We start from the raw sequence: 23,338 nt of genomic DNA on the forward strand, positions 1-23,338 counted from the left end.
CCCTCGTCAGCCTCTATCCTCGCCAGGTGGTCTCCTCCGGCTGGTGCTTCCTCGCCGCCATGATCGTCGCGTACGGCGTAGCCAACCTGCTCCAGTCGGTGGCCGCGGCACGTACGACCGTGCACCACACCTTCGATCCCGGGCTGCTGTTGCGACTGGCCGGGCACCGCACCTACCTGGTCGGCGTGACCTGTCAGCTCGGCGGGTTCCTGCTGGCCTTCCTGGCCCGCCGCGACCTGCCGCTCTTCCTGGTGCAGTCGAGCGTGGCCGCCGGGCTCGGCGTGACCGCCCTCCTCGGCGTGGTGGTGCTGAAATGGCGACTACCGGTCGCCGAGGTGGTGCTGCTGGCGCTGCTCTTCGCCGGGATCAGCGCACTGGTGCTGGCGGCGCGCCCGGCGCCGTCGCGGCAGCTCGGCCCCGGGGCCCTGCTCGGCCTGCTGCTGGTGCTCGGGCTCATCGCCGTCCTCGGCTTCTTCGCGGTCCGGCTGCACGGGTCGCCCGGCTCGGTGGCCCTCGGGTCGCTGGCCGGGCTGGCGTTCTCCGCCGCCGCGGTGGCCGCCCGGCCGCTCGCCTCCACACCGTCGGCCGAGGCGTTCGCCCGCAACCCGCTGCTCTACCTCTTGGTCGCGCACTCGATCGTCGGGCAACTGCTGCTCGGCCTGGCGATGCAGCGCGGCTCCACGACGGCGGCGGTGGCGGCGATGGACGCGGCCGGCGCGGTACCCGCGGCGGTGGTCGGGTTGTTGCTGCTCAACGACAAGATCTGGCCGGGCCGGGAGTGGCTGGCCGGCGCCGGTTTCCTGATCACCCTCGCGGCGGTGATCGGCCTGACCCGGTACGCCGAGCCGCAGCACCACCCCGCGTCGGGCCGGGCCGACGAGCCCGCCATGGTCGGCGTCGCGGGTCCCCGCTGAGGCCACCGGCCGCGGAGCCCACCCCGACCGGCCGCAGCCGCCGCGGGGCTGCTCAGGCCTCGACCGGCTTGCGCCGGCTCATCACCCGCTCGTAGAGGCGCTCCAGCGCGGCGGCGGTCCGCTCCCAGGTGTAGCTGCACCGCACCCGGTCCACTGCCGCGTGACCGTACGCGAACCGGCCCGCATTGTCCGCGAGCAGCCGCCGGAGCGTCACCCCGAGCGTGCGTACGTCGCCCGGTGGCACGAGCCGCCCGGTCACCTCGTCGACCACCGCGTCGGCGATCCCGCCCATCGCGTAGCCGACCACGGGCACACCGCAGGCCATCGCCTCCAGCGAGACCCGCCCGGCCGAGGAGTAGTGCGGGGTGCAGGCCACCACGTCCGCCGACCGGTACCAGGTGGCCATCTGGTCGTGCGGCACCGCCCCCACCAGGCGTACCTGCTCGCCCACTCCCGTGCGCTCCGCGAGTTCGCGCAGCCGGCGCGCCTCGGCGTGGTTGTCCAACTGTTCGAGCGGCGGCCCGCCGGCGATCACCAGCTCGGCGTCCCCGACCAGCCGCATGGCCTGGATCAGGTCGTCCTGGCCGTGTCCGGGGGCGAGCCCGCCGACGGAGAGGATCCGAGACCGCTGGTCGCGGGGGGCCGCCTCGCCGTCGGGATGGAACTGTTCGACGTCCACCCCGGTCGGCACCATCGCGACCGCGGTGCGTTGCAGTCCCATCCGGGTCAGCTCGTCGACCTCGTCGTTGCACTGGGCGACCGCCACGTCCACCGCCCGGGTCAGCGCCCGCTCCAGGGGGATCCGTTCCCCCGGGCCGTCGTACGCCCGGCCGAGGTGGCGCAGCTGCTCGATGCCGAGCGAGTGGAAGGTCTGCACGACCGGAATGTCCGTCTCGCGCACCGCGTGCGCCGCGGCCAGCCCACCGACCCAGTAGTGACCGTGCACCACCTCCGGCGATCGTTCGCCGGTCCAACGGTCGGCCAGCCAGCCGCCGAACTCCGCCACGTGGCGGATCAGTTCGGCCGTGGGCAGCGGTTCGGCCGGACCGACGGGGACGCGCTCCACCTGGTAGCCGTCGACGTCGAGGGTCGCCGGCAGCGCGGGGTCCTCCCGGCGTTCGTAGACCCGGACCTCATGGCCTCGTTTGGCGAGTTCGGCGGCGACCCGTGCGATGTGTTGATGGGTGCCGACGGTCGGGCCGTCGGTCGTCCTGGACGGGCCGGCGTGCGCGCAGACGAGGCCGACGCGCATGGGTCACCTCCATGCGATGTGTCCAACGGTGGTCCTCCCGGTCAGAGGGTCCCATTAACCACGGCCCCAGAGGCCGAAACCTGGCAGATCAGGAAGAGCCCGGCGAGTCACCCGGACACTTGCGCCACGAGACCACCAAACATCCCGGTCATCGTCCTGTTGATCACTTTCCGTGGTGATCCGGCGGCCTTCGTCGGCATGACCCGCCCCGGGTGGGGGTACCGGCGGGGAATGCCACTCACGCGCAGCCTCGACGCCGCCACCGTCGTGATAACTGGCGCCTCCAGCGGCATCGGCACCGCCACCGCGTACGCGCTGGCTCGCCAGCGGGCCGCCGTGGTGCTGGCGGCACGGAGCGAGGCCGCCCTGGTCCGGGTCGCCGAGCGGTGCCGGGAACTCGGTGGCCGGGCGCTGGTCGTACCGACCGACGTCACCGACGCGGCCTCGGTCGAGCGGTTGGCCGACCGGGCGGCGGCGGAGTTCGGTCGGATCGACGCGTGGATCAACAACGCGGCGGTGAGTGCCGTCGGTCTCTTCGACGAGATCCCGGTGGCCGAGTTCCGGCGGGTGCTGGAGGTCAACCTGCTCGGTGCGGTGCACGGCATCCGGGCCGCGCTGCCGCACCTGGACGCGGCCGGGGGTGGGGTGGTGGTCAACAACGCGTCCGTGCTGGCGGAGGTGGCGATGCCCTACCAGTCGGCGTACAACGCCACCAAGCACGGCCTGCGCGGCCTGGCCGACACGGTCCGCCAGGAGCTGCGGGTCACCGGACGGGCCGCCATCTCGATCTGCACGGTCCTGCCGGCCAGCATCGACACCCCGTTCTTCCGGCACGTCGCCAACCACAGCGGGCGGGAGGTGACACCGCCGCCGCCGGTCTATCCACCGGAGATGGTGGCGACGACGATCGTGCGTCTGCTGCGCCGGCCGCGCCGCGAGGTGTACGCCGGCGGCGCGGCACGGCTGATCGGCCTCCAGTGGCGGCTGGCGCCGGCGCTCGCCGAGCGCACGCTCGGCTGGTACGCGCACAAGACGCAGTTCGGGCCGGGTGTCCGGCCGGAGACCGTGGGGAACGTGTTCCGGGCCGACGCGGACGGCCGACGCGACGGCGGCTGGCACGGCCGGCGCCGGCAACTGATCCGGATGACCGCCGCCTTCGGCCTCGCGGCGGCGGGTACGGCCGTCGGCACGATGGCCGCCCGGACCCGGCGAGCGCGGACGGACCGCTCATGACGCGGATCGAGCGGCCGGCGGCCGGGCACGAGACGACGATCGACTCGGCCGGAGCGCCCTGGCGCCTGGCGGCCGACGAGTCCTCGGCGGTGGTCCGGCTCACCGGAGTGCTCGAACCGGCCGGCGTCCCCGCCGTACGCGACGCGCTGCTCATCCGGCTCTGCCAGCGTCCCGGCCCGGTGGTGGCGGACCTAACCGACCTGCGGGTCGCCGATCCGGCCACCCGTTCCGTCTTCGCCGACGTGCAGCGCGAGGTCGCCGACTGGCCCGCGGCGGGGCTGCTGGTCTGCGACCCCGGGGCCGACCGGCTGGATCCGGCCCTGGCCGGGGTGCCGGTCCTGCCCGACCTGGACGCGGCCATGGACGCGCTGGCCCGGTCGCCGATGGCGGCGGTGCTCAGCGCCGACCTCGCCCCGGCGGTCGGCTCGGCCCGGCAGGCTCGGGAACTGGTCACCGACGGCTGCGTGCGGTGGGGCGTGCCGGCACTCGCCGAGGCCGGTGGCATCGCGATCACCGAACTGGTGAACAACGTGGTCGCGCACGCCGGCACGCCGATGACGGTGCGGGTCGCCCCGGACGGCGACGCGCTGCACCTGGCCGTACGCGACCACTCGACGCACCCGCCCGCCTTCGCCGGGCCGGCCTCGCCGACCTCGATCGGCGGCCGAGGTCTACTGCTGGTGGACGCCCTCGCAGACCGTTGGGGGAGCACTCCCCTCCCCGACGGCAAGCTGGTCTGGTGCGTCCTCGCACCCTCGGCCTGAGCCCGTCGCGCGGCGGTTCCCGGTGGGCGCTATAGCCGGTTACGCGGCCTTTGAGGGGCAGCCCAACTGCATGATCGACGGATCGAGTGGGTAGAGATCCGTCATGCGCGACGACGAGTACCCGACCCCCGTGTCCGACCCGGAGGCGAACGGCCTGCCGGGGACCGCCGACGACGACTCGACCGCGAACGACGACGTGCTGACCGGTCGCGAGGCGGACGGCCCGGACCCGGCCCAGTTGCCCGCCGACCGGACCCCCGTCGCCGTGGACCACTACGGGACCACCGCCGACGAGCAGCTCGACGGCGAGTCGCTGGACTACAAGCTCCAGCGTGAGCAGTACGAACGCCCCACCGACGACCCGCTGGCCGGTCCGGTGGACCCGGACATCGCGGCCGAGGCGGACAGCGAGGAGGCCGCGGCACAGGCCCAGCTCGACGCCGACGTGATGGATCCGGGCCCGAGCTCGGACCCGAAGTCGCCGGTCTCGCTCTACGACCACGGCCAGCTCGGCACCGTCGCCGACGCGCAGGTGGGCCGGATCGTCGAACCGGACGAGGGGTCGCACGCCGACCAGGAGACCGACAACGTGGCGTACGACGCGGGCTCGGCCGGCGGCGGGGCTACCGCCGAGGAACTGGCCGTGCACGAGACACGACCACCGCACTCGGTCTGACGGACCCGGATCGACACGGCACTCGCAGCCGGTCGCCCGGGCCCACGACGCTCACCGAGGCCACCCGGAGGAACGCGACGGCGGGCCACGGCGGCACCACGAACTTCCCGGCGACGACAGACCCGGCCGCCTACGGAGCCACGGCCGTCACACCGCGCACGGGTGCTGATGCACGTCAGCAAACCCTAACGTACGGTGGAAATGCCGCGAAAACTCCGAGATCCGCTGCCGGGACGGGCCATGACGAACGTCGACCCTCGCGTACCGCGTACCGTTGCGCCCATCGAACCTGCACTTCTCATCGCCGAAGCCTTCGACCGGGGCCGGGTGACCGAGTTGCGTCACTCGGTCACGTCCTGTGCCCACGAGGCGGGCCTGCGCGGCCAGCGGCTCGACGACTTCACTCTCGCGGTCAACGAGCTGATCACGAACGCGGTGCGGCACGGCGGTGGCCACGGCTCGCTCCGGATGTGGCGACGTGACAGAAGGCTGATCTGCGAGGTCGCCGATCAGGGGCTCGGCATCAGCACCCAGCGGCTGGACGACCGGAGCCGCCCCGCGCCGGACACCGCCGGCGGCTGGGGTCTCTGGCTCGCCCGCAAACTCAGCGACAGCATGGAAGTGGTCAGCGGCGAGACCGGCACGGTCGTCCGGATCACCACCGCCGTCCCGGCGCACACCCCGACCAGCCGGCCCGACTGAGCGTACGGCGCAGCTCAACCGAAGAGCGCGCTGACCGACTCGCCGTTGTGGATCCGCCGCATCGCCTCGGCCAGCGCCGGCGCCACCGACAGCACCTTCAGCTTCGGCCCCCGTTTCCCGGCCGGGATCGGCACCGTGTTGGTGCAGACGATCTCCAACACCCCCGGCTGCTCGCTGAGCCGGGCCAGCGCGTCACCCGAGAAGAGCCCGTGCGTGCACGCCAGCCTGATCGACCCGACCTCCAGCTCGCGCAGGTGGTCCATCAGCTCGATCATCGTGCTGCCCTTGGCGATCTCGTCGTCCAGCACGATCACGTCCCGGCCCGCCACGTCACCGATCACCGCGCTGATGGTGACCTTGTCGTCGCTGAAGCGCTGCTTCGCGCCCGCCGCGACCGGCGTGCCGAGCATCCGGGCGAAGGCCGCCGCCTGCTTGGCGTTGCCCAGGTCTGGTGAGACCACCACGGTGTTGGTCAGGTCGTAGCGCTTGAAGTGACCGGCCAGCTCGCGCAACGCGTGCAGGTGGTCGACGGGGACGCTGAAGAAGCCGTGCACCTGCGGCGAGTGCAGCGTCATCGCCAGTACCCGGTGCGCCCCGGCGGAGGTGAGCAGGTCGGCGACGAGCCGACCACCTATCGAGATACGCGGGGCGTCCTTCTTGTCCGACCGGGCGTACGCGTAGTGCGGCAGCACCACGGTGATCCGGCCGGCCGAGGCGCCCCGGGCGGCGTCGATCATCAGCAGCAGCTCGACCAGGTGCTCCTGCACCGGAGGCACCAACGGCTGGATCAGGAAGACGTCCCGCTCCCGGCAGTTCGCCTGCAGCTGCACCTCGAGGCAGTCGTTCGCGAACCGGGACACCCGCGCCGGGCGCAGCGGCACGCTCAGCTGGGCACAGATCTCGGCGGCGAGTTCCGGATGGGCGGATCCGCTGAAGACGGCGATGTCACGCACGTCTGCACATCGTACGGCCGTGCCGGGGACGTGGGGTGCGACGGGCCGTGGCGGGTCGTCGGACCCGTGGCACCGGAGCTGACGGCGGTCGGCGCGACCGCGCCGCTGCGGGTACGGTGCTGCCGTGACCGGAGAGTACGTCGCCGCCATCGATCAGGGCACCACCTCCTCGAGGTGCATCGTCTTCGACCGGGCCGGGGAGATCGTCTCCGTGGCACAGCGCGAGCACCGGCAGATCCTTCCGCGCCCCGGCTGGGTCGAACACGATGCCGAGGAGATCTGGGCGAACGTCGAGCACGTCGTCCGCGAGGCCCTGCGAAAAGCCGGCACGGAACCGACCGATCTAGCCGCCGTCGGCATCACCAACCAGCGGGAGACCACAGTCGTCTGGGACCGGGTCACCGGCCGCCCGGTGGCGAACGCGATCGTCTGGCAGGACACCAGGACCGCCCCGCTGCTGCGCGAGCTCGACCAGGCGTACGGCGAGCAGCGATTCCGGGAGCGCACCGGGCTGCCGCTGGCGACCTACTTCGCCGGGCCGAAGCTGCGCTGGCTGCTGGAGAACGTGGACGGGCTGCGTACCCGCGCCGAGGCCGGCGAGGTGCTCTTCGGCACCATGGACAGTTGGCTGATCTGGAAACTCACCGACCGCCACGTCACCGACGTGACCAACGCGAGCCGCACCATGCTGATGAACCTCTCCACTCTCGACTGGGATCCCGAGCTGCTCGCCGCGATGGGCGTACCGGCGGCGATGCTGCCGGAGATCCGCAGCTCCGCCGAGGTCTACGGAACGGCCACCGGGGTGCTCGCCGGGGTGCCGGTGGCCAGTGCGCTCGGCGACCAGCAGGCCGCACTGTTCGGACAGACCTGCTTCCAGCCGGGCGAGGCCAAGTGCACGTACGGCACCGGCAGCTTCCTGCTGATGAACACCGGTGCGAACGCGGTCGCCTCGGCACACGGTCTGCTCACCACTGTCGCCTACCGGATCGACGGGCAGCCGGCCGCGTACGCCCTGGAGGGGGCGATCGCGGTGACCGGGTCACTGGTCCAGTGGCTGCGGGACAACCTGGGCCTGATCTCCACCGCGGCGGAGGTGGAGGAGTTGGCCGGCACGGTCGAGGACAACGGCGGCTGTTACGTGGTGCCGGCCTTCTCCGGGCTCTTCGCCCCGCACTGGCGCAGCGACGCGCGCGGGGTGATCGCCGGGCTGACCGGCTACGTCACCAAGGGGCACCTGGCCCGGGCGGTGCTGGAGGCCACCGCCTGGCAGACCCGCGAGGTGGTCGACGCGATGAACGCCGACTCGGACGTGGCCCTGCGACGGCTGCGCGTGGACGGCGGCATGACCGCCAACACCCTGCTCATGCAGTTCCTCGCCGACGTGCTCGACGTCCCGGTGGTCCGTTCCCGGATCACCGAGACCACCTGCCTCGGCGCCGCGTACGCGGCTGGACTCGCGGTCGGTTTCTGGCCGGATCCGGCCGCGCTGCGGGCCCACTGGCGCTCCGACGCCGAGTGGGCGCCTCGGATGGATCCGGCGCACCGCGACCGCGAGCTGCGCAACTGGCGCAAGGCCGTGCAGCGCACTCTCGACTGGGTCGACTGACCGGTAGTCTTCGAGCCGGACGCCCCAGGGGCGTTCCGGTCCGTCCCTTCCACGACCGAGCGGGGCCATCGTGCGCGTGCTGACTGTCTCCCCTGATCGACCTGGCGCCTGTCCGACCATCTCGGACGCACTCGAGATCGCGCCGGACGGCGCGGTCGTCTCGATCGAACCCGGCGTCTACCGCGAGGCGCTACGCCTCGATGGCCGGCGGATAACGCTGTCCGCCGCCGGCGAGGCCGGATCGGTGACGGTGGACGGCGAGGCCGCCGGTCAACCGACGATCGGCTTCGCCGGCGGCGAGGTGACCCTCCAGGGGCTCGTCGTCAAGGGCGCCGACCACCCGGCCGTCCAGGCGACACGTGGCCGGCTCCGGATGGAGAAGTGCACGGTCGCCGCGGGCTACGCCGCGGCGGTGTCGGTGGGCGACGGCGCGCGGCTGGACGCCGTCGAGGTGACCGTCACCGGCGGGCAACACGGCATGGTGATCTCCGACGCCGGCGGCACCATCGAACAGTGCGAGATCCGGGACGTCGCCGAGGACGGCCTCATCATCCGGCTCGGGGCCGACCCGACCGTGCGCAACTGCACGGTGGTGAACAGCGGCTACCGCGGCGTGTACGTCTACCAGGCCGCCCGTCCCACCATCGAGCGCTGCGAGGTGTCCGCCACCGGCGACGCGGGCATCGTGGTGGCGCTGCAGAGCGGACCCACCATCGTGGACTGCTGGGTGCACGACACACCCGGCGTCGGCATCGACGTGGGGCGTGGCTGCGGCGGTGTGGTGGAGGGCTGCCGGACCGAGCACACCGCCGAGCCGGGCGTACGGATCGCCGAGGGCGCGACCACCGTGCTCCGCGAGAGCGAGCCGGCCGCGGGGCGGCCGAAGGCCGGCGTCAGCTCGGGCGGTTCGGCCGGGCAGGACGAGCAGAAGGTCGACGAACTTCTCGCCGAGCTCGACTCGATGATCGGCCTGGAGGGGGTGAAGGCGGAGGTCCGCTCGCTGATCGACGAGATCCAGGTCAACGAGTGGCGGCGCAACGCCGGCCTGTCGGTCGGCGCGGTCAGTCACCACCTCATCTTCACGGGCGCTCCGGGTACCGGTAAGACGACGGTGGCCCGCCTCTACGGTCAGCTGCTCAAGGCCCTCGGCGTGCTGCCGAACGGCCTGTTCCGCGAGGTCGCCCGGCGCGACCTGGTCGGCCAGTACATCGGCCACACCGCGGAGAAGACCTCCTCGGTGTTCAACGAGGCGCTGGGCGGGGTGCTCTTCATCGACGAGGCGTACACCCTCTCCCGCGCCGGGAGCACCGGCGGCGACTTCGGCCAGGAAGCGATCGACACGCTGGTCAAGCTGATGGAGGACCACCGGGACCAGGTCGCCGTCATCGTGGCCGGTTACACCGCCGAGATGGCGGCCTTTCTGGACGCCAACTCCGGTCTGGCCTCCCGGTTCGCCAAGACCCTGGAGTTCGAGAACTACAGCCCGGAGCAGCTGGTCGAGATCGTCGGCCGGATCGCCCGCAACGACGACTACGTGCTGCTCGACGGCCTGACCGACGGGCTGCTGGAGTGGTTCAGCCAGATCGACCGGGATCAGAACTTCGGCAATGCGCGTGAGGCCCGCAAGCTGCTGGAGGGGATGCGGAAGGCGCAGTCCGGACGGCTGCGCGCGCTGGGCCGGATGCCGAACCGCGACGACCTGCGCACCCTGGTCCTGGACGACCTGCTCGTCGCCACCCGATGACGGGGATCGGCCCGGTTCGGTGGCGCACGGCCCCCGGGCGAAGCACCGGAGTTCCTATGATGAGCACAGCCCGTGGGCGGACCACACAAGTCAATGCGTCTGGAGGTAGCAGCCGGAGATGACCGGAGCACCGCGACCAGCACGCCCCGACGCACGACCCGACGGCTCCGCCGAAGCCCCGCGACTTCGAGCCCGCCGCCGCCCGGGCCGGGTCGGCGAGGTGCACGTACTGCAACTGTTCGTTCTCGAGGCGGTCGTGCTGGGCGTCCTGGCCAGCGGGCTGATCGGGACGCCGGCACTGATCGGCGTCGGCGTGCTCGGGGTCCTCGTGCTGACCGTGACCTTCCTCCGGTCCCGGGGGCGCTGGTGGCTGGAGCGCCAGGCCATGGCCCGCCAGCACCGACGCCGCCGGGCGGCCGGGCCGCCGGTCGTGTCCGATCCGCGCCTCGGCGTCCTGCACCGCCTCGCCCCCAGCCTGTCGGTGGAGAACGTGGCGATGTCCGACGGGAGCGTCGTCGGTGTGGCCCGCGACGACGCCGGGTGGTTCGCCGTGGCCGCCGTCGTCCCGCCGGAGTCCGGCGCCGGGCCGGCGCCCGGGCTGCCGCTGAACCTGCTGGCCACCGCGCTCACCGAAACCGGCCAGCAGGGCGCGGTGCTCCAGGTGGTCACCAGCACCGTGCCTCCGGACGGTGCGGAGGCCACGCCCGTCACGCCGGCCAGGGAGTCCTACCGCCGGCTGCTGGCCGGTCTGGACACCCCGGTCGTACCGGCGGAACGGACGACCTGGATCGCGGTCCGGCTGGACGCCCGCTCCCTCGCCGAGGCGCTCTCGGACTACGCGGTCGACCTGAGCCTCGCCCCCTCCGTGGTGGCGGCGCTGGCCCGCCGGGTGAGTAAGTCACTGCGCCGGGTCGGAGTCGTCCACCGGCTACTGGACGCCGAGGCGCTGGTCGCGGCCCTCGCCGGTTCCTGCGGGTTCAACCCGGAGACCCGCGTCGGTGCCGAGCAGGTCCGCGAGGAGTGGTCCGCCTGGCAGTACGGCCACCTGGCGCATCGCTGCTTCTGGCTGCGCCAGTGGCCGGCGGTGGACCGGGCCGCCGCGCTGTTCGGCTGGCTGGACACCGTCCCCGCGTCGATGGTGACGGTGTCGCTGACCCTCACCGCGAAGGGCGCGGACGAGGACTTCGACCTGCGCGGGCTGGTCCGGTTGACCGGCCCGGCGCAGGCCCTTCCCCAACTCTCCGGCGCGGTCGCCGACGGGGTGGGCAAGGCGGGCGGGGAACTCTTCCCGCTCGACGGCGAGCACGGCCCGGCGGTGTACGCGTCGGCGCCGACGGGAGGTGGCGCGGGATGAGCCGATCCGGAGACCAGGGACGCGCGAGGGTACCGGCCACCTTCGGCGGATCGCCCGGCAACCCGGCATATCCGGGCGGCGCCGCGGCGGTGGCCCCGCCGTCCACGGCCGCCCACCAAGTGCCCGCGCAGGCTGCGCCCGCCGAGAACGCGGCACTGGTCGCGGCGCCGTCGACCGGTGCCGAGACCGCGTCCACAGCCGCAGCCACGGCCCTTGCGACGGCTCGTGGCGACCGGCTCGCCCGGAGTGTGGCCAGCCCGCTCGCCGCTCCGTACGGAGATCCACGCCGACCGCGCACCCCGCCGACCCATCCGTTCATGGCCGAGCCCGGCACCGCGCGGGGCCCCGCCGGACGGATGCCCCGGCTGCGGATCGGCAGCCACGCCGTCTCGCCGGCCGCCCTGGCCCGGCTCAGCCCGGCCCGGTACGCTGCCGGCCTCGTCCTGGGAGCCGACCGTCGGCGCGTACCGGTCACCCTCCGGATGTTCCACCCCGAGCCCAGCCGGATCACCCTGGTCGGTGGAGTCTGGGCGGCACAGCTCGTCGCCTTCCGCGTTCTGGCCCTGGGCGCACGGGTCACCGTGGTGACCACCGAACCGGCAGTGTGGAACGCCCTCGGCCCGGCCGCACTGGGCCGGGCCGACGACCGGGTGGAGATCCGTACCGCCCCGGGCGAGGTCCGGCCGGCCAACGCCCAGCGACCGATGCTGCTGATCCACGACGTGCCGCCGGCCGCCCTGGGCAACGCGCTGCCGGAGCAGCCGTGGCAGACCCGCCTCACGATCGTGCGGCGGCTCGAGCCGGCCGCCGCGCGGGCACTCAAGGAAAGTGGGCTCTGTCTGCTGCAACGACTGACGGCAGCCGAGTCCGCGCTGGCCCAGCACGCTCTGCGGCTGCCTCGGGACAGCGCCCGGTTCCTTCAGGTGATGGCAGACGACATGATCACCCTGGTCGGTGCCGCCGGCGACCGCCACCTCTGGCTGCACCAGACCGATGTGGAGCATCAGGTGCTGGGGCCGCCCCGCCGCTGACCGCTGGTGGGCCGGGCCGGCGTCGCGCCGGCCCGGCACCAGCCGAGTTCACTGCGTGGGCGGCAGCCAGGGCAGCTGGACCAGCTGAGCGCCGCCCCGGCGGGTGAACAGCCACCCCCGACCGGCGGGAAGACGCTGCGGCTTCATGTTGCCGAACAACGCACCCTCCTCGCGCGGACCGGACATCATGATGGCCGGCGAGGCCAGCTCCCTGATCCGGCCGATGACCGGATCGAACATCGCCCGGCTCGCGCCACCGATCCGGCGGGTCAGGATCAGGTGCAGGCCGATGTCCCGTGCCTGGGGCAGGAACTCCAGCAGCGGGCCGAGCGGGTTGACCGAGGCGCCGGCCACCAGGTCGTAGTCGTCGACCAGCACGTACAGCTCCGGCCCCTTCCACCAGGAGCGGTTGCGCAGCTGCTCCTGGGTCACCTCGCGGCCGGGAAGCCGTTCCTTCATCACCGTGACGACCTGCTTCACCAGGTCGGCGGTGACCTGCTGGGAGGTGCCGTAGCCGATCAGGTGCTCGCTGTCCACCGCGCCCAGCAGGCTGCGCCGGAAGTCCACCAGGATGAGCCGCGCCTTCGCCGGATCGTTGCCCGACACGATGCTGCGGGCCATCGTCCGCAGGAAGGTGCTCTTGCCGCACTCGACGTCACCGAAGAGCAGCAGGTGCGGCTCAGCGGTGAAGTCCAGGTGGACCGGCTGAAGGTTGGTCTCGGCGATGCCGACCGGAATGACGCCGCCTTGCGCGGCGGGCAACGAGTCGTACGGCAGCTCGGCGGGGAGCAGTCGTACCGGCGGGGCACCTGCGGCCGTCCAGTTCTGCTGGATCAGTTTCACCAGGTCGCCGAGGGCGTCCGGCAGGTCGTCGGTCTCCTGCCGGCCATCCACCCTGGGCAGGCCGGCGAGGAAGTGGAGTCCGTCCGGGGTGAGACCGTGGCCGTGCTGCTCGGGCACGTTGACGGCGGCTCGGCGGTTGATGACCGAGTCGGCCGGCTCGCCGAGCCGCAGTTCCACCTTGGTGCCGAACATGTCGCGCACCGCGGGCCGGACGTCCATCCACCGGTTCGTCGTCGCGAGGATGTGGATGCCGTACCCGAGACCCCGGTTGGTCAGCTCGGTGACCATGGGCTCCAGGTCCTCGAAGTCGGCCCGCAGCGTCGACCAGCCGTCCACCACCAGGAAGACGTCCCCGAACGGATCCTGCCGGAACCGCCCCTCGCGGCGGGCCCGGCGGTAGCCCGCCGCACCCTCGATGCCCTCCGTGGCGAACATGGCGTCCCGAGCCTGCATCAGGCCGTGCAGCTCGGCGATGGTCCGGCGGACCTTGTCCACCTCACGTTTGTTGGCCACGCCACCGACGTGCGGCAGCCCGCTCAGCGCGGCGAGCGTGCCGCCACCGAAGTCGAGGCAGTAGAACTGCGCCTCGCGCGGCGTGTGGGTGAGGGCGAGGCTGGTCACCAGCGTGCGCAGCAGGTTGCTCTTGCCGGTCTGCTGCGCACCCACCACCATCACGTTGCCGGCCGCTCCGGACAGGTCGATCCAGAACGGGTCGCGGCTCTGCTCGAGCGGCTTGTCCACGATCCCGGCGACGCCCTGCAGGGCCCCGTGCCGGGCCTCCTCGGCAACCGTGAGGCCCCGCTGCGGGATCGGCGCGATCGGACCGAGAAGCTGGTCGAGGGTGGGCGGCTCGTCCAGCGGGGGGAGCCACACCTGGTGCGCCGCCGGCCCGCGCCCCTCCATCCGCTCCACCAGGACGTCGAGCAGGCTCTCCCCGACGAACTCCTCGTTCGGCGTCTCGACGGCCTCGTCCGGCTCCTCGTCGGCGACCACCGGCACGTAGTCGGTGCTGTAGTCGCGTACCGGGTCGATCTGCCGCCCACCTACCGTCGGAACACCGCTCTGGTGCCGTACCGCGCCGGAGACGTACGCGGCCTTGAACCGGATCAGGCCCTCCGTACCCGCCTTCAGGTAACCGTGCCCGGGTGAGCGGGGCAGCTCGTACGCGTCCGCCACACCGAGCACCGCGCGGCTCTCCATCGAGGAGAAGGTCCGCAGGCCGAGCCGGTACGACAGGTGCGTCTCCAGCCCGCGCAGCCGCCCCTCCTCCAGCCGCTGCGAGGCGAGCAGCAGGTGCATTCCGAGGGACCGGCCGACCCGGCCGATCTGCACGAACATGTCGATGAAGTCGGGGCGGGCGCTGAGCAGCTCGCTGAACTCGTCGACCACGATGAGCAGGCTCGGTAACGGCTCGAGCGGCACGCCCGCGGCCCGGGCCCGCTCGTAGTCCCGCTGCGACGCGTAGTTCCCGGCCCGGCGCAGCAGTTCCTGCCGGCGGGTGATCTCACCCTGGATGGCACCGAGCATCCGGTCCACCAGGAAGAGTTCCTCGGACAGGTTGGTGATTACCGCGCTGGTGTGCGGCAGGCGGTCCATCGCCGCGAACGTGGCACCACCCTTGAAGTCGACAAGTACCAGGTTGAGGATCTCCGGGCTGTGGGTCACCGCGAGCGCGAGCACGAGCGTACGGAGCAGCTCACTCTTGCCGGAACCGGTGGCACCGACCAGCAGGCCGTGCGGGCCCATGCCCTCCTGGGCCGACTCCTTGAGGTCCAGTTCGATCGGGCGTCCGCTCTCGTTGACGCCGATCGGCACCCGGAGCCGGTTGCGCGTGGGCCGGTTCACCCAGGACTCGGTGAGGTCCAGCTCGTACGGGTCGCCGAGGCCGAGCAGCTCGGCCAGGCCAAGGTCGACGTTGACCGCCTGCTGCTCCTGGTAGGACACGGCGGACAAGCGCAGCGGGGCCAGTTCCCGGGACAGCACCTCGATCGCGTCCCGGCCGAGGGCGTCGGCCTGGCCGACCCGGGTGGTGCCGTCGGCCGTGGTGCCGGAGACGCTGCCGTCCTCGGCGACATCCAGCACCACCGACGTCTCGTCGAGCAGCCGGGGCGGACGGCTGGTGAGATCCAGGACCGTGACCCCGGCCAGGCCACCCTCGGTCATCAGATGGTCGGCGCCTCCGACGTGCCCGCCGTCGATAACCACCAGCACGTACGGCAGCGTCGACTGGGTCACGGCGGGGTCGAAGCGGGGCCGGTTGCTCAGCACGTCGACGAGCATCGCCTCCAGTGCGACCACCGTCGGCGCGAACAACCTGATCGGCCCGACGGCGTCGAGCTTGTCCGGGTGTTGCGCGTGCGGGAGCCACTTCGCCCACTCCCACTCGGCCCGCCGGTCCTCGGCGACGCAGAAGGCGACGAGCAGGTCCTCGGGGGCGTGGAAGGACGTCATCTGCGCCAGAATCGCGCGGACCAGGCCCGACACGGCGTCGCCTTCGCCCCGGAGGTAGACGTGCGAGAAGTCGCGCAGCGCGATCGCCACCGGCAGGTCTGGCACCACCGAGTAGGTCGAGACGAAGCGGCGCAGTGCCAGCGCGCAGAGCGGCTCCAGCTCGTCCACCGGTCGGGCCTGCGGCGGCACCAGAGGCGTCGCCACCTCCTGCGGCCCGAGCGCGATCCGCACCACGCCGAAGTCCGCGTCGCCTCGGCGGCGCTCCCACAACCGTCCGCTGCTCGCGGTGGACCAGAGGGCGTCCGGGTCGGGGTGCCGGTAGTGGAGGGCCTCCCGCTGCTGGCGGATGGTGGCCCGCACCTGCGCCCGGAGCTGGGCGAGTCGGCGCATGTACTGGCGCCGGGACTCGATCATCTCCTTCTTGCCCGGGCCGGACTGGTTCACCACCATCACGGCGATCATGCCGAGGATGGAGACGCCGTACATCCCACCGACCACGTAGGTCATCACTCCGCCGCGCTGCATGCCCATCATCAGGCCCATCGCGGCAGCGCCCGCCGCCATGGGCAGGATCATCAGCATGCGGGTCCAGCCACGGCCACCCGCCGGGGGCACCTCCGGCGGGGGATCGAGCAACACCTCGCCGGTCGGCAGCATGGGCGCCGGCCGACGGGGCGGCCGTTTGACGACCACCAACGACGACATCTGCCAGTCCCTCCCACCACATTGGCCGACAGCGGCGCCAATCCTATAGACCGATGGTCCCGCGCACGGACCGCTGCCCGCCGATGGACGGACGCCGGGCTCGATCCGGCCGTGTTACGTTGACCGGCGCGGAGGCCGAGGAGCGACCGCGCGCAGACGCATGCACGGGAGGTGACCAGCGTGACGGCCCCCGGCGGTCTCAGTCTGGCCAGGGTGACTATCGCCGCCCCCAAGCGGCGGATGGACGTGGCGTTACCGAACGCCATGCTCGTTGCGGAATTGTTGCCGCACCTGATCCGGCACGCCGGTGAAGGGCTCGGCGACGTCGGTGAGCAGCAGGGCGGCTGGGTGCTCCGGCGGGCCACCGGCACACTGCTGGAGGCCAACCGGAACCTGTCCGCGCAGGGCGTACGCGACGGCGAGCTGCTGCACCTGAGGCCCGGCCGGGACGAGTGGCCGGAGCTGGCGTACGACGACGTGGTCGAGGTGATCGCGAGCAGTGCGCGGCGAGCCGGTCGGGCCTGGAGCGACAACGCCACTCGACGATGCGCGCTGGCGGTCACCGCGGCGCTGCTCGGCGTCGGCCTGATCGCGTTGCTGGCGGTCGGTTCGCCGTGGCTCGTACCGGCGCTGGTGGCGCTCGGTGTCGCGCTGCTGCTGGCGGTCGCCGGGCCGGTGCTCTCCCGGGCCATGGGCGACGCCACCACCGGCGCGGTGGTGGCCGCTGCGGGCCTGCCCTACGGCTTCTTCGGCGGGGCGCTGCTGGCCACCCCGGACGGCACACCGGTCACCGGCATCGGCGCCCCGGGGCTGCTGCTCGGCTCGGCCACGCTGCTGGTCTTCAGCCTGATCGGGTACGCGGCGGTCGCGGGCGTGCAGCGACTCTTCATGGCCGGGCTCGCGGCCAGCGTGACGGGCCTGCTCGCCGCCCTGCTCAGCTACGGAGGGGTCTCCACGGCCGGCTCGGCCGCCGTCACGTTGACCGCCGTCATCGGTCTGCTGCCGGGCTACCCGCTGATCGCGAGTTGGCTGGGCAAGCTGCCCGTGCCGGAGCTGCCCGACCGGCCGGAGGAGATCCTCAAGGACCGGCCGGTGCCCGAGCGCGCGAAGGTCTTCGTGACCGTCGCCCGGGCCACCGAACTGCTCTCCGGAATGCTGCTGTCCGTCTCGGTCTGCGGCGCGCTGGCCATCGCGTTCCTCCTCAACCACGACCACACACCGGCGGGCGCGCTGCTCGCTCTCTGTGGGTCCGGCGCGATGCTGCTGCGCGCCCGGCTGTTCCCCACCGCCGAGCAGCGGGTGCCGCTGCTGGCGGGCGGCCTGCTCGGGCTGGTGGCCCTCGCGCTGGGCGAGATGTCCGGCGCCGAAGCCAGCGGGGGGCGACTGCTGGTCCTGCTCGGCGTGCTCGCCGCGTCCGCGCTGGTGCTGGCGGCCGGGCTGCGGTTCAGCCGCCGGCGGCCGACGCCGCATCTCGGCCGGGCCGCCGACATCGCGGACGTGGTCGCCATCATGGCGCTCATTCCGCTGGCCTGCGCGGTGATCGGCCTGTTCGGGGCGATCCAGGGAATGTTCGCCTCGATCGGCGGGTGAGGCACGGATGGCGACCCGGCGGGATCAGCTCCAGTCGTACCAGTTCATGACCCAGCGGGTCATCTCCGCCTTCGTGACGCGGGAGACCGATCCGCAACAGTCGCCGCTGCGGCGCGGCATCGGCGCGCTCTTCGGCGGGCTGATGGTGGCCGTGCTCGTCGCCGCCGGCGTCGGCATCTACGGCCTGCTGACCAAGGTGGGCGGCGAGAGCTGGCGCAAGCCCGGCTCGGTGGTGGTCGAGAAGGAGAACGGGGCCACCTACGTCTACCTGGACGGCAGGTTGCACCCGACGCTCAACTACACCTCGGCGCTGCTGGCCGTGGGCCGGCCCGGTGCTCCGGTCGCGCGCGTCTCCAGCGCGACCCTCGCCGGTGTGCCACGGGGCGTCCCGATGGGCATCCCGAACGCGCCCGACTCGCTGCCCGGAGTGAAGGAGCGGGCGGGCTTGCCATGGTCGGTCTGTTCCATGTCGAACCCGGACGGCAGCGGGCAGGCGGCGACCAGGGTGACCCTCGCGCTCTCCGTCACGCCGTCCGCGGCGACCGGGATCGGCGACGGCGGGCTGCTCGTCAAGGATGCCGCGCTCGGCATGGAGTACCTGGTGTGGCGCGGTCGCCGGCACCTTGTGCAGGAACCACGAGTCCTGGTGCCCGCGCTCTTCGGCGCCGTCACCCCCGCCCCGGTCGGCACCTCCTGGCTCAACGCGCTACCGGCCGGCGTGGATCTCGCCGCGCTGCCGATCACGAACCGGGAAAAGCGGTCGGACGCGGTGCCCGGGCGGCGCAACGGCGATCTGCTGGTCGCGCAGACCGGCTCCGGCCCCCAGCACTACCTGGTGCTCGCCGACGGCGTCGCACCGATCACCCCGGTGCAGCAGGTGATCCTGAGTGGACGATTCGGTCACCAGCCGATCGAGGTGCCGGTCTCCGAGGTGACCTCGCTACCGACGAGCGAGCAGTTGCCCCAGGCCGCGTCGAACGGTCAGGCACCGGCGACGCCACCGCATCTCGTCACGGTCGACCGAGGCCAGCAAATCTGTGCCGTGACCCGGGAATCCGGTAGCCCGCCGGAGCTGACGGTGGGCGGCGCGGTGCCCGGCGCGGAACGGGCCACGCCGACCGGCTCCGTCTCACCCGACGGCATCCCGCTCGCGGACCAGATCCTCGCGCCGGCCGGCCGGGTCACCGTGCTGAAGGCGCTGGGCAGCCCCGGCTCGTACAGCATCGTCACCGACCTGGGCATCCGATACCCGGTCCCGTCGGCGGCGGCGCTCGCGCTGCTCGGCTACCCGGCCGAAGCGGCGCTGGACGTGCCGCCCAGCCTGATCCTGCTCATCCCGACCGGGCCGTCGCTCGATCCCCGCGCCGCCACGATGCCCGCCACAGCCGCTGCGGCAGCCGGTGCGGCCGGCACCGGGAGCTGACCCCCGGCTCGACCGGCCGCGTCCGGGACGGCCACGCATCCCTGCCCAGCCGCCACGCATCCCGACCCACCGGCCACGCATCCCGGCCCACCGGACGGGCGCCGACGCCCGGCTGATTACCGCCCCCGTGCGGCCGACAGCGTGGCGGGTGGAGGGACGCGCAGCGGGCGTCCTGTGGAGCTGATGTCGTTGCCGCATCAGTCGAGCGGCGCCGACCACGGCCTGCCCGACGCGATGACGCAAACGACTCAGTTCCACAGCATTCCCGGTGAACCGAGCCGAGGCCACCCGAAGCTCAGCGGGCCGGGCCGGTGGGGACCTCGTCGAAGAGTTGAATGGGCGGGCCCGGCTCGTCGGGCTCCGGGGGCGTCACCGGTCGGGACGCCACCGCCGCTCGCCAACGCCGCCGCCGGGCCCGGGGCAACATGATCGCGACGATGGACACCACCAGAACCACGATCAGCGCGGCCAGCGCGCCGGTGAGAGCGGTACGGCGGCTCGCCGCCTCGTCCGGGTCGGAACGGTCCAGGCCGGCGGTGAACCCGGGCATCGGCGCCGGCCGCTCGTCCGGCAGCAGGTGACCGTTGAGCGCGCCGTACGGGTTCACCACGCCATGCCCGTACTGGTAGGGATCGGCTCCGGACACCGCGGTCGCGGTGAGCAGCTGGATCAGCTCCTCGCGCGTGACCCCGTCCCGCTTGGCCAAGGTGAGCGCCACCGAGGCCGCGACGAAACCGCAGGCCAGCGCGGTGCCATCGGCCGCTTCGGTCAGCCCGCCGCCACGTTGGGTGGTGGTGATGCCCACCCCCGGGGCGACGAGGTCGAGGTAGGGGCCGAACTGCGACCGGCCCCAACGTTGACCCTCCTGGTCGATCGCCCCGACCGCGAGCACCTCCGGGTAGCCCGCCGGGTACGACTGCGGATTACCGTCGTCGCCGTGGTCGCCGCTGGCCGCCACCACGACACTCCCCCGGTCGACCGCCTTGCGTACCGCCGCCCGCAGCGCCGGATGGTCCTTGTCCGAGTCGACGGCGACCGCGATCACCTGAGCGCCCCGGTCGACCGCCCAGGAGATGCCGTTGGCCAGCACCTGCGGATCGGCCGGCGCGTCGTCGGGGCCGGCGTCGTCGCGCACCCGGACCGGCAGGACGCGGGCCGCCGGGGCAAGGCCGGTGAACCGGGCCCCGTCGGCCTGACGGGCGACGATCAGTCCTGCTACCCGGGTGCCTGCCCCGTTGCAGTCGCTGTCCGCGCCACCGAACCCACGGACCGCGTCGTATCCGTCCATCACCCGGCCGCGCAACTGCGGATGTGACGCGTCCACACCGGAACTGAGGACCGCGACGGTCATCCCGGCGCCCTGGCTGAACGGCCACACCTCATCGGGGTTGAGCACCTGCTGCGCCCAGGGCATCGCGGTGACCGGACCGCCCGGCCGCGCGCATTCCGGTGCCGCCTGAGCCGGCGCCGCCGGCCCGACCAGACCGGCGGCCATGGTGACGGCGACGGCCGCCCCGGCCGTCCAGCGTCGTACCGTCCATGCCGCACGACGGTTCGCCATCCCGACCTGTACCTCCGTCATCTCGCGCCGGCCCGCCGGGCGGCCGGCAGAGCCGTACCGATCCGGTCGTCATCGACCCGCACCGACCGGCCCTCGGCGACGGCCGTGGCGGCGGCCTCCCACAGCGTGGCGGGGACCGCGCGCAGCGCGTGCCAGAAGGAGCCGAAGCCTTCCGCGCACCGGTGCAGCAACCGGTCGCCGACCTCCGCGGGGCTGTCACCGTCGCGGGCCCGTGGGTCGTCATCGTCCCAGTACCAGATCGACCCCGAGTCTTCGCCCCGGATCTTCACCAGGAGCAGCCCGCCCTGCACGTGGCCGATGGCCAGCCAGTCCGAGGGGAAGCGGTCCGCCCACCAGGTGTTGGCGTAGTTCAGGTCTTGGAGCCCGTCGGTGCGGGCGAGGCCGAGAAACGGCTGGTCGACCACGAAGCCGAAACGGGGGTGCACGGCGGGCCATCCGGGCCGACCACCGTTGGTCCGGGTGAGGAAGTCCCGGTAACCGGCGGGCAGTGGGCCACCGATGCGTTCCTCGACCAGGGCCACCACCTCCGGCGACAGTCGCTCGGTGACCTCGATCGGCGGCGGATCGACGCTGTCCACCGGCAACCCCCGCCGCCCGTGGTCGGCGTCGCCGGTGCTGATCCCGCCCAGGTGCCGGAAGGCGGCGTGCAGTTCGGCGGGGACCAGCGCCACCCGGCGGGCCCCGGGCAGGTGCGCCCAGGTCCAGCCCACCGGGGTACGGGCGTCGGGGTCCGCCGGGTCGGCCAGCACCAGGTTGGCGGTGACCACGGCCAGCACCCGGGCGACGTCCACCCCGGTGCCGGTCGGCAGCGGCGGCAGCTCGACCACCTCCCGGGCGTACGGGATCCAGTCGGGAAAGCCGTGTGGGTCGACGGCCACGCCCTGGCGGTAGCGGATCCGCAGCATCGGGGAGGCCGGGTGGAACACGCTGAAGGCGTACCGCGCCCCGGGGACACGCACCGCCCCGCTCACCTCGGCCACCCGTCGGCGGTGTCCTCGCCGGAGGCCGCGGCGTCCTCGTCGGCGGCGGGCCAGAGCAGCAGGAACTGCACCTGCTCGGGGGGCAGGGTGATACCCGCCGGCGAATCCGGGTCGACGGCGAGGGCGTGCCCCTGCGGCCAGACCGTGAGCAGCGAGACGAGGGTGGCGCGCAGGCTCGGCGTACCGTCCGGGTAGGCCCGCTGGAAGCGCTCGGGCGTGGTGAACACCTCGATCATCGGCGCCTCCGGCGGCCCGACGGGACGCCACGGGAAGTCGAGGTCGACCACCTGGGCCGGATCGTCCACCGGGCGGGCCGTCGGGAGCACCACCATCGCGTCCAGCAGGGCGTCCAGGTAGCCGGCCACGTCGCCGCTCTCCCCGGCGGCGAGCAGCAACTCGGCGGTGTCCGGCTCCGGGCCGGGCACGGCCCGCGCCATCGCGGCCTCGAACTCCGCCATCAGGTCGCCGTCGTCGCCGTCGGTGACCGCGGCGGTGATCTCCTCACCGGCGGTCGTCTCGGCCACCTCGGCAAGGACCTCCAACCCGGCGGGTACGGTCAGCTCGCCGTCGGCCGCCGCCTGCAACGCCTCCACCGGCAGGTACACGTCCAGCGGAGTGCCCGGGTTGACCGCCAGCTTCCAGTCGGCCACCGGCCACCGCTCACGCAGCTCGTCGTACCCGGTCACGGTGTAGGCGTCGGCCACTCCGGCGACCCGGGGCGCCATCGTCTGCACCGAGGTGAACACGGGCAGGAACGGCTGCCCGAAGAGGTCCATGGTGATGAACCGCTGGCCGCTGGCGTCGGTGTCGCCGCTGTGCTGCGGCAGGTAGAGCTCGGCCCGGGTCAGGATCCGGAAGAACTCCACCCGGTCGTCGGCCTGCGCCGCGCGTAGCAACGCCCGTTCGGTGTCGTTGGCCGGCTGCCAAGACTCGTCCACGACGGGTCTCCTCCCCACGCGCCGTCGAGCTTCCGCGCTGTCGGGTCCGAGCCTAGCGATCCGGTGTCGATGGGCGGGACCCCGCCGACGATGCACGCTAGGCTACGGGCCGGTCGCCGTCGATCGACGTCCCCTGAGGAGGATCCATGCGACGCCTCGCCACGGTCGCTGCGTTGACCGCCCTGCTGGCCGGCTGCTCGCCCGACACGTCGGCCCTGGACGCACAGAAGCCGGTGCAGCAGAAGGTCACCCTCGAGGTGGCGCTGATCGGTCCGATCGAGTTCTTCGACATGGTGGTGCAGTGGGGCCACAACAACGTCGAGACCCAGGAGGAACGCACGCCGGCACCGAACTGGGTCAAGGATCTGACGCTGACCTGGCCCGACGACAAGTACGTCTACGTCACCGCGTCCGCCCAGAAGAAGCCCAGCGTGGACGATCGACTCGCCTTCGTCAACGGGCAGCCGTCGGTCGAGTGCCGGCTGCGCATCAACGGGCAGGTGGTCGAGACGGACACCAGCGCCGCCCCGCAGTGCGACTTCAACCTCTCCGCCACCCCGCCGCCCGGCCCGAGCGCCAGTGCCGGCTGACGTC

The 23,338-nt window shown here is 72.8% G+C and carries 17 protein-coding genes and 1 pseudogene; 12 read left to right on the forward strand and 6 right to left on the reverse strand.

All coding sequences use genetic code 11. The features are described 5' to 3' along the window. The first annotated feature begins 59 nt into the window (after positions 1 to 59). A pseudogene (locus tag BXA10_RS20395) lies at positions 60 to 1,009 on the forward strand (hypothetical protein). Here the strand turns inward: BXA10_RS20395 and BXA10_RS20400 are convergent. Continuing rightward, positions 967 to 2,166, reverse strand: coding sequence for a glycosyltransferase (locus tag BXA10_RS20400; RefSeq protein ID WP_076472131.1), 1,200 nt, complete (start codon positions 2,164 to 2,166; stop codon positions 967 to 969). The pseudogene BXA10_RS20395 and the gene BXA10_RS20400 sit on opposite strands and share 43 nt — an antisense overlap. Before the next feature lie 231 nt (positions 2,167 to 2,397). On the opposite strand from BXA10_RS20400, the gene BXA10_RS20405 reads away from it, so the two are divergent. From BXA10_RS20405 to BXA10_RS20420, 4 genes are all read left to right on the forward strand, one after another. Further along, entirely contained in the window at positions 2,398 to 3,399 is a 1,002-nt protein-coding gene (locus tag BXA10_RS20405) for an SDR family oxidoreductase (protein ID WP_076472133.1), read from the forward strand. After that, the gene (locus BXA10_RS20410; RefSeq protein ID WP_084753042.1) at positions 3,396 to 4,163 is read left to right on the forward strand and encodes an ATP-binding protein; all 768 of its coding nucleotides are present in this window, start codon (positions 3,396 to 3,398) and stop codon (positions 4,161 to 4,163) included. The genes BXA10_RS20405 and BXA10_RS20410 overlap by 4 nt, the downstream gene beginning before the upstream one ends. A gap of 103 nt (positions 4,164 to 4,266) precedes the next feature. Further along, a complete protein-coding gene (locus BXA10_RS20415) occupies positions 4,267 to 4,839 on the forward strand; it encodes a DUF5709 domain-containing protein (RefSeq protein ID WP_076472136.1) in 573 nt (190 codons plus the stop codon). Positions 4,840 to 5,079: 240 nt separating this feature from the next. Further along, the gene (locus BXA10_RS20420; protein WP_076472138.1) at positions 5,080 to 5,541 is read left to right on the forward strand and encodes an ATP-binding protein; all 462 of its coding nucleotides are present in this window, start codon (positions 5,080 to 5,082) and stop codon (positions 5,539 to 5,541) included. A 14-nt stretch (positions 5,542 to 5,555) separates the two neighbouring features. Here the strand turns inward: BXA10_RS20420 and BXA10_RS20425 are convergent, their stop codons facing one another. Further along, positions 5,556 to 6,494: a ribose-phosphate diphosphokinase gene (locus tag BXA10_RS20425; protein WP_076472141.1), complete on the reverse strand. Its 939-nt coding sequence runs from the start codon at positions 6,492 to 6,494 to the stop codon at positions 5,556 to 5,558. A gap of 124 nt (positions 6,495 to 6,618) precedes the next feature. On the opposite strand from BXA10_RS20425, the gene glpK reads away from it, so the two are divergent. From glpK to BXA10_RS20445, 4 genes are all read left to right on the forward strand, one after another. Then, a complete protein-coding gene (glpK, locus tag BXA10_RS20430; protein WP_076472143.1) occupies positions 6,619 to 8,103 on the forward strand; it encodes a glycerol kinase GlpK in 1,485 nt (494 codons plus the stop codon). A 67-nt stretch (positions 8,104 to 8,170) separates the two neighbouring features. Then, the gene (locus BXA10_RS20435) at positions 8,171 to 9,847 is read left to right on the forward strand and encodes a right-handed parallel beta-helix repeat-containing protein (RefSeq protein ID WP_076472145.1); all 1,677 of its coding nucleotides are present in this window, start codon (positions 8,171 to 8,173) and stop codon (positions 9,845 to 9,847) included. 118 nt (positions 9,848 to 9,965) lie between these two features. Further along, entirely contained in the window at positions 9,966 to 11,201 is a 1,236-nt protein-coding gene (locus BXA10_RS20440; RefSeq protein ID WP_084753044.1) for a type VII secretion protein EccE, read from the forward strand. Next, positions 11,198 to 12,232 carry a hypothetical protein gene (locus tag BXA10_RS20445; RefSeq protein WP_084753046.1) on the forward strand — a complete coding sequence of 345 codons (1,035 nt, stop codon included), beginning with the start codon at positions 11,198 to 11,200 and terminating at the stop codon, positions 12,230 to 12,232. The genes BXA10_RS20440 and BXA10_RS20445 overlap by 4 nt, the downstream gene beginning before the upstream one ends. A gap of 48 nt (positions 12,233 to 12,280) precedes the next feature. On the opposite strand, the gene eccCa is transcribed toward BXA10_RS20445, so the two are convergent. Beyond that, entirely contained in the window at positions 12,281 to 16,231 is a 3,951-nt protein-coding gene (eccCa, locus tag BXA10_RS20450; protein ID WP_076472147.1) for a type VII secretion protein EccCa, read from the reverse strand. Between the two features lie 180 nt (positions 16,232 to 16,411). Here eccCa and eccD point away from each other — a divergent pair, with 180 nt between their 5' ends. Together eccD and eccB are read left to right on the forward strand one after the other, a co-directional pair. Next, on the forward strand, positions 16,412 to 17,821 hold the full coding sequence (gene eccD, locus BXA10_RS20455) for a type VII secretion integral membrane protein EccD (RefSeq protein WP_076472299.1): 1,410 nt from the start codon (positions 16,412 to 16,414) through the stop codon (positions 17,819 to 17,821). A gap of 7 nt (positions 17,822 to 17,828) precedes the next feature. Continuing rightward, a complete protein-coding gene (eccB, locus tag BXA10_RS20460; RefSeq protein WP_076472150.1) occupies positions 17,829 to 19,244 on the forward strand; it encodes a type VII secretion protein EccB in 1,416 nt (471 codons plus the stop codon). Between the two features lie 295 nt (positions 19,245 to 19,539). Here the strand turns inward: eccB and BXA10_RS20465 are convergent, their stop codons facing one another. Genes BXA10_RS20465 through BXA10_RS20475 form a run of 3 tightly spaced genes read right to left on the reverse strand, consistent with a single transcriptional unit; the run spans position 19,540 to position 22,744 of the window. After that, the gene (locus BXA10_RS20465) at positions 19,540 to 20,805 is read right to left on the reverse strand and encodes a S8 family serine peptidase (protein ID WP_076472152.1); all 1,266 of its coding nucleotides are present in this window, start codon (positions 20,803 to 20,805) and stop codon (positions 19,540 to 19,542) included. 17 nt (positions 20,806 to 20,822) lie between these two features. After that, entirely contained in the window at positions 20,823 to 21,785 is a 963-nt protein-coding gene (locus tag BXA10_RS20470) for an SMI1/KNR4 family protein (protein WP_217696817.1), read from the reverse strand. Positions 21,786 to 21,793: 8 nt separating this feature from the next. Further along, on the reverse strand, positions 21,794 to 22,744 hold the full coding sequence (locus BXA10_RS20475; RefSeq protein ID WP_076472157.1) for an SseB family protein: 951 nt from the start codon (positions 22,742 to 22,744) through the stop codon (positions 21,794 to 21,796). Between the two features lie 146 nt (positions 22,745 to 22,890). Here BXA10_RS20475 and BXA10_RS20480 point away from each other — a divergent pair, with 146 nt between their 5' ends. Beyond that, positions 22,891 to 23,334, forward strand: a complete 444-nt coding sequence (locus BXA10_RS20480) for a hypothetical protein (protein ID WP_076472159.1) — start codon at positions 22,891 to 22,893, stop codon at positions 23,332 to 23,334. The last annotated feature ends 4 nt before the right edge of the window (positions 23,335 to 23,338 follow it).

This window comes from Micromonospora avicenniae, assembly GCF_900156065.1.
GTDB lineage: Bacteria > Actinomycetota > Actinomycetes > Mycobacteriales > Micromonosporaceae > Micromonospora > Micromonospora avicenniae.

Coding starts and splice junctions, on each gene's coding strand:
- BXA10_RS20440 (WP_084753044.1), top strand. CDS start 9,966: ATGACCGGAGCACCGCGACCAGCACGCCCCGACGCACGACCCGACGGC.
- eccCa (WP_076472147.1), bottom strand. CDS start 16,231: ATGTCGTCGTTGGTGGTCGTCAAACGGCCGCCCCGTCGGCCGGCGCCC.
- BXA10_RS20445 (WP_084753046.1), top strand. CDS start 11,198: ATGAGCCGATCCGGAGACCAGGGACGCGCGAGGGTACCGGCCACCTTC.
- BXA10_RS20400 (WP_076472131.1), bottom strand. CDS start 2,166: ATGCGCGTCGGCCTCGTCTGCGCGCACGCCGGCCCGTCCAGGACGACC.
- BXA10_RS20465 (WP_076472152.1), bottom strand. CDS start 20,805: ATGGCGAACCGTCGTGCGGCATGGACGGTACGACGCTGGACGGCCGGG.
- eccB (WP_076472150.1), top strand. CDS start 17,829: ATGGCGACCCGGCGGGATCAGCTCCAGTCGTACCAGTTCATGACCCAG.
- BXA10_RS20420 (WP_076472138.1), top strand. CDS start 5,080: ATGACGAACGTCGACCCTCGCGTACCGCGTACCGTTGCGCCCATCGAA.
- BXA10_RS20480 (WP_076472159.1), top strand. CDS start 22,891: ATGCGACGCCTCGCCACGGTCGCTGCGTTGACCGCCCTGCTGGCCGGC.
- BXA10_RS20415 (WP_076472136.1), top strand. CDS start 4,267: ATGCGCGACGACGAGTACCCGACCCCCGTGTCCGACCCGGAGGCGAAC.
- BXA10_RS20410 (WP_084753042.1), top strand. CDS start 3,396: ATGACGCGGATCGAGCGGCCGGCGGCCGGGCACGAGACGACGATCGAC.
- BXA10_RS20405 (WP_076472133.1), top strand. CDS start 2,398: ATGCCACTCACGCGCAGCCTCGACGCCGCCACCGTCGTGATAACTGGC.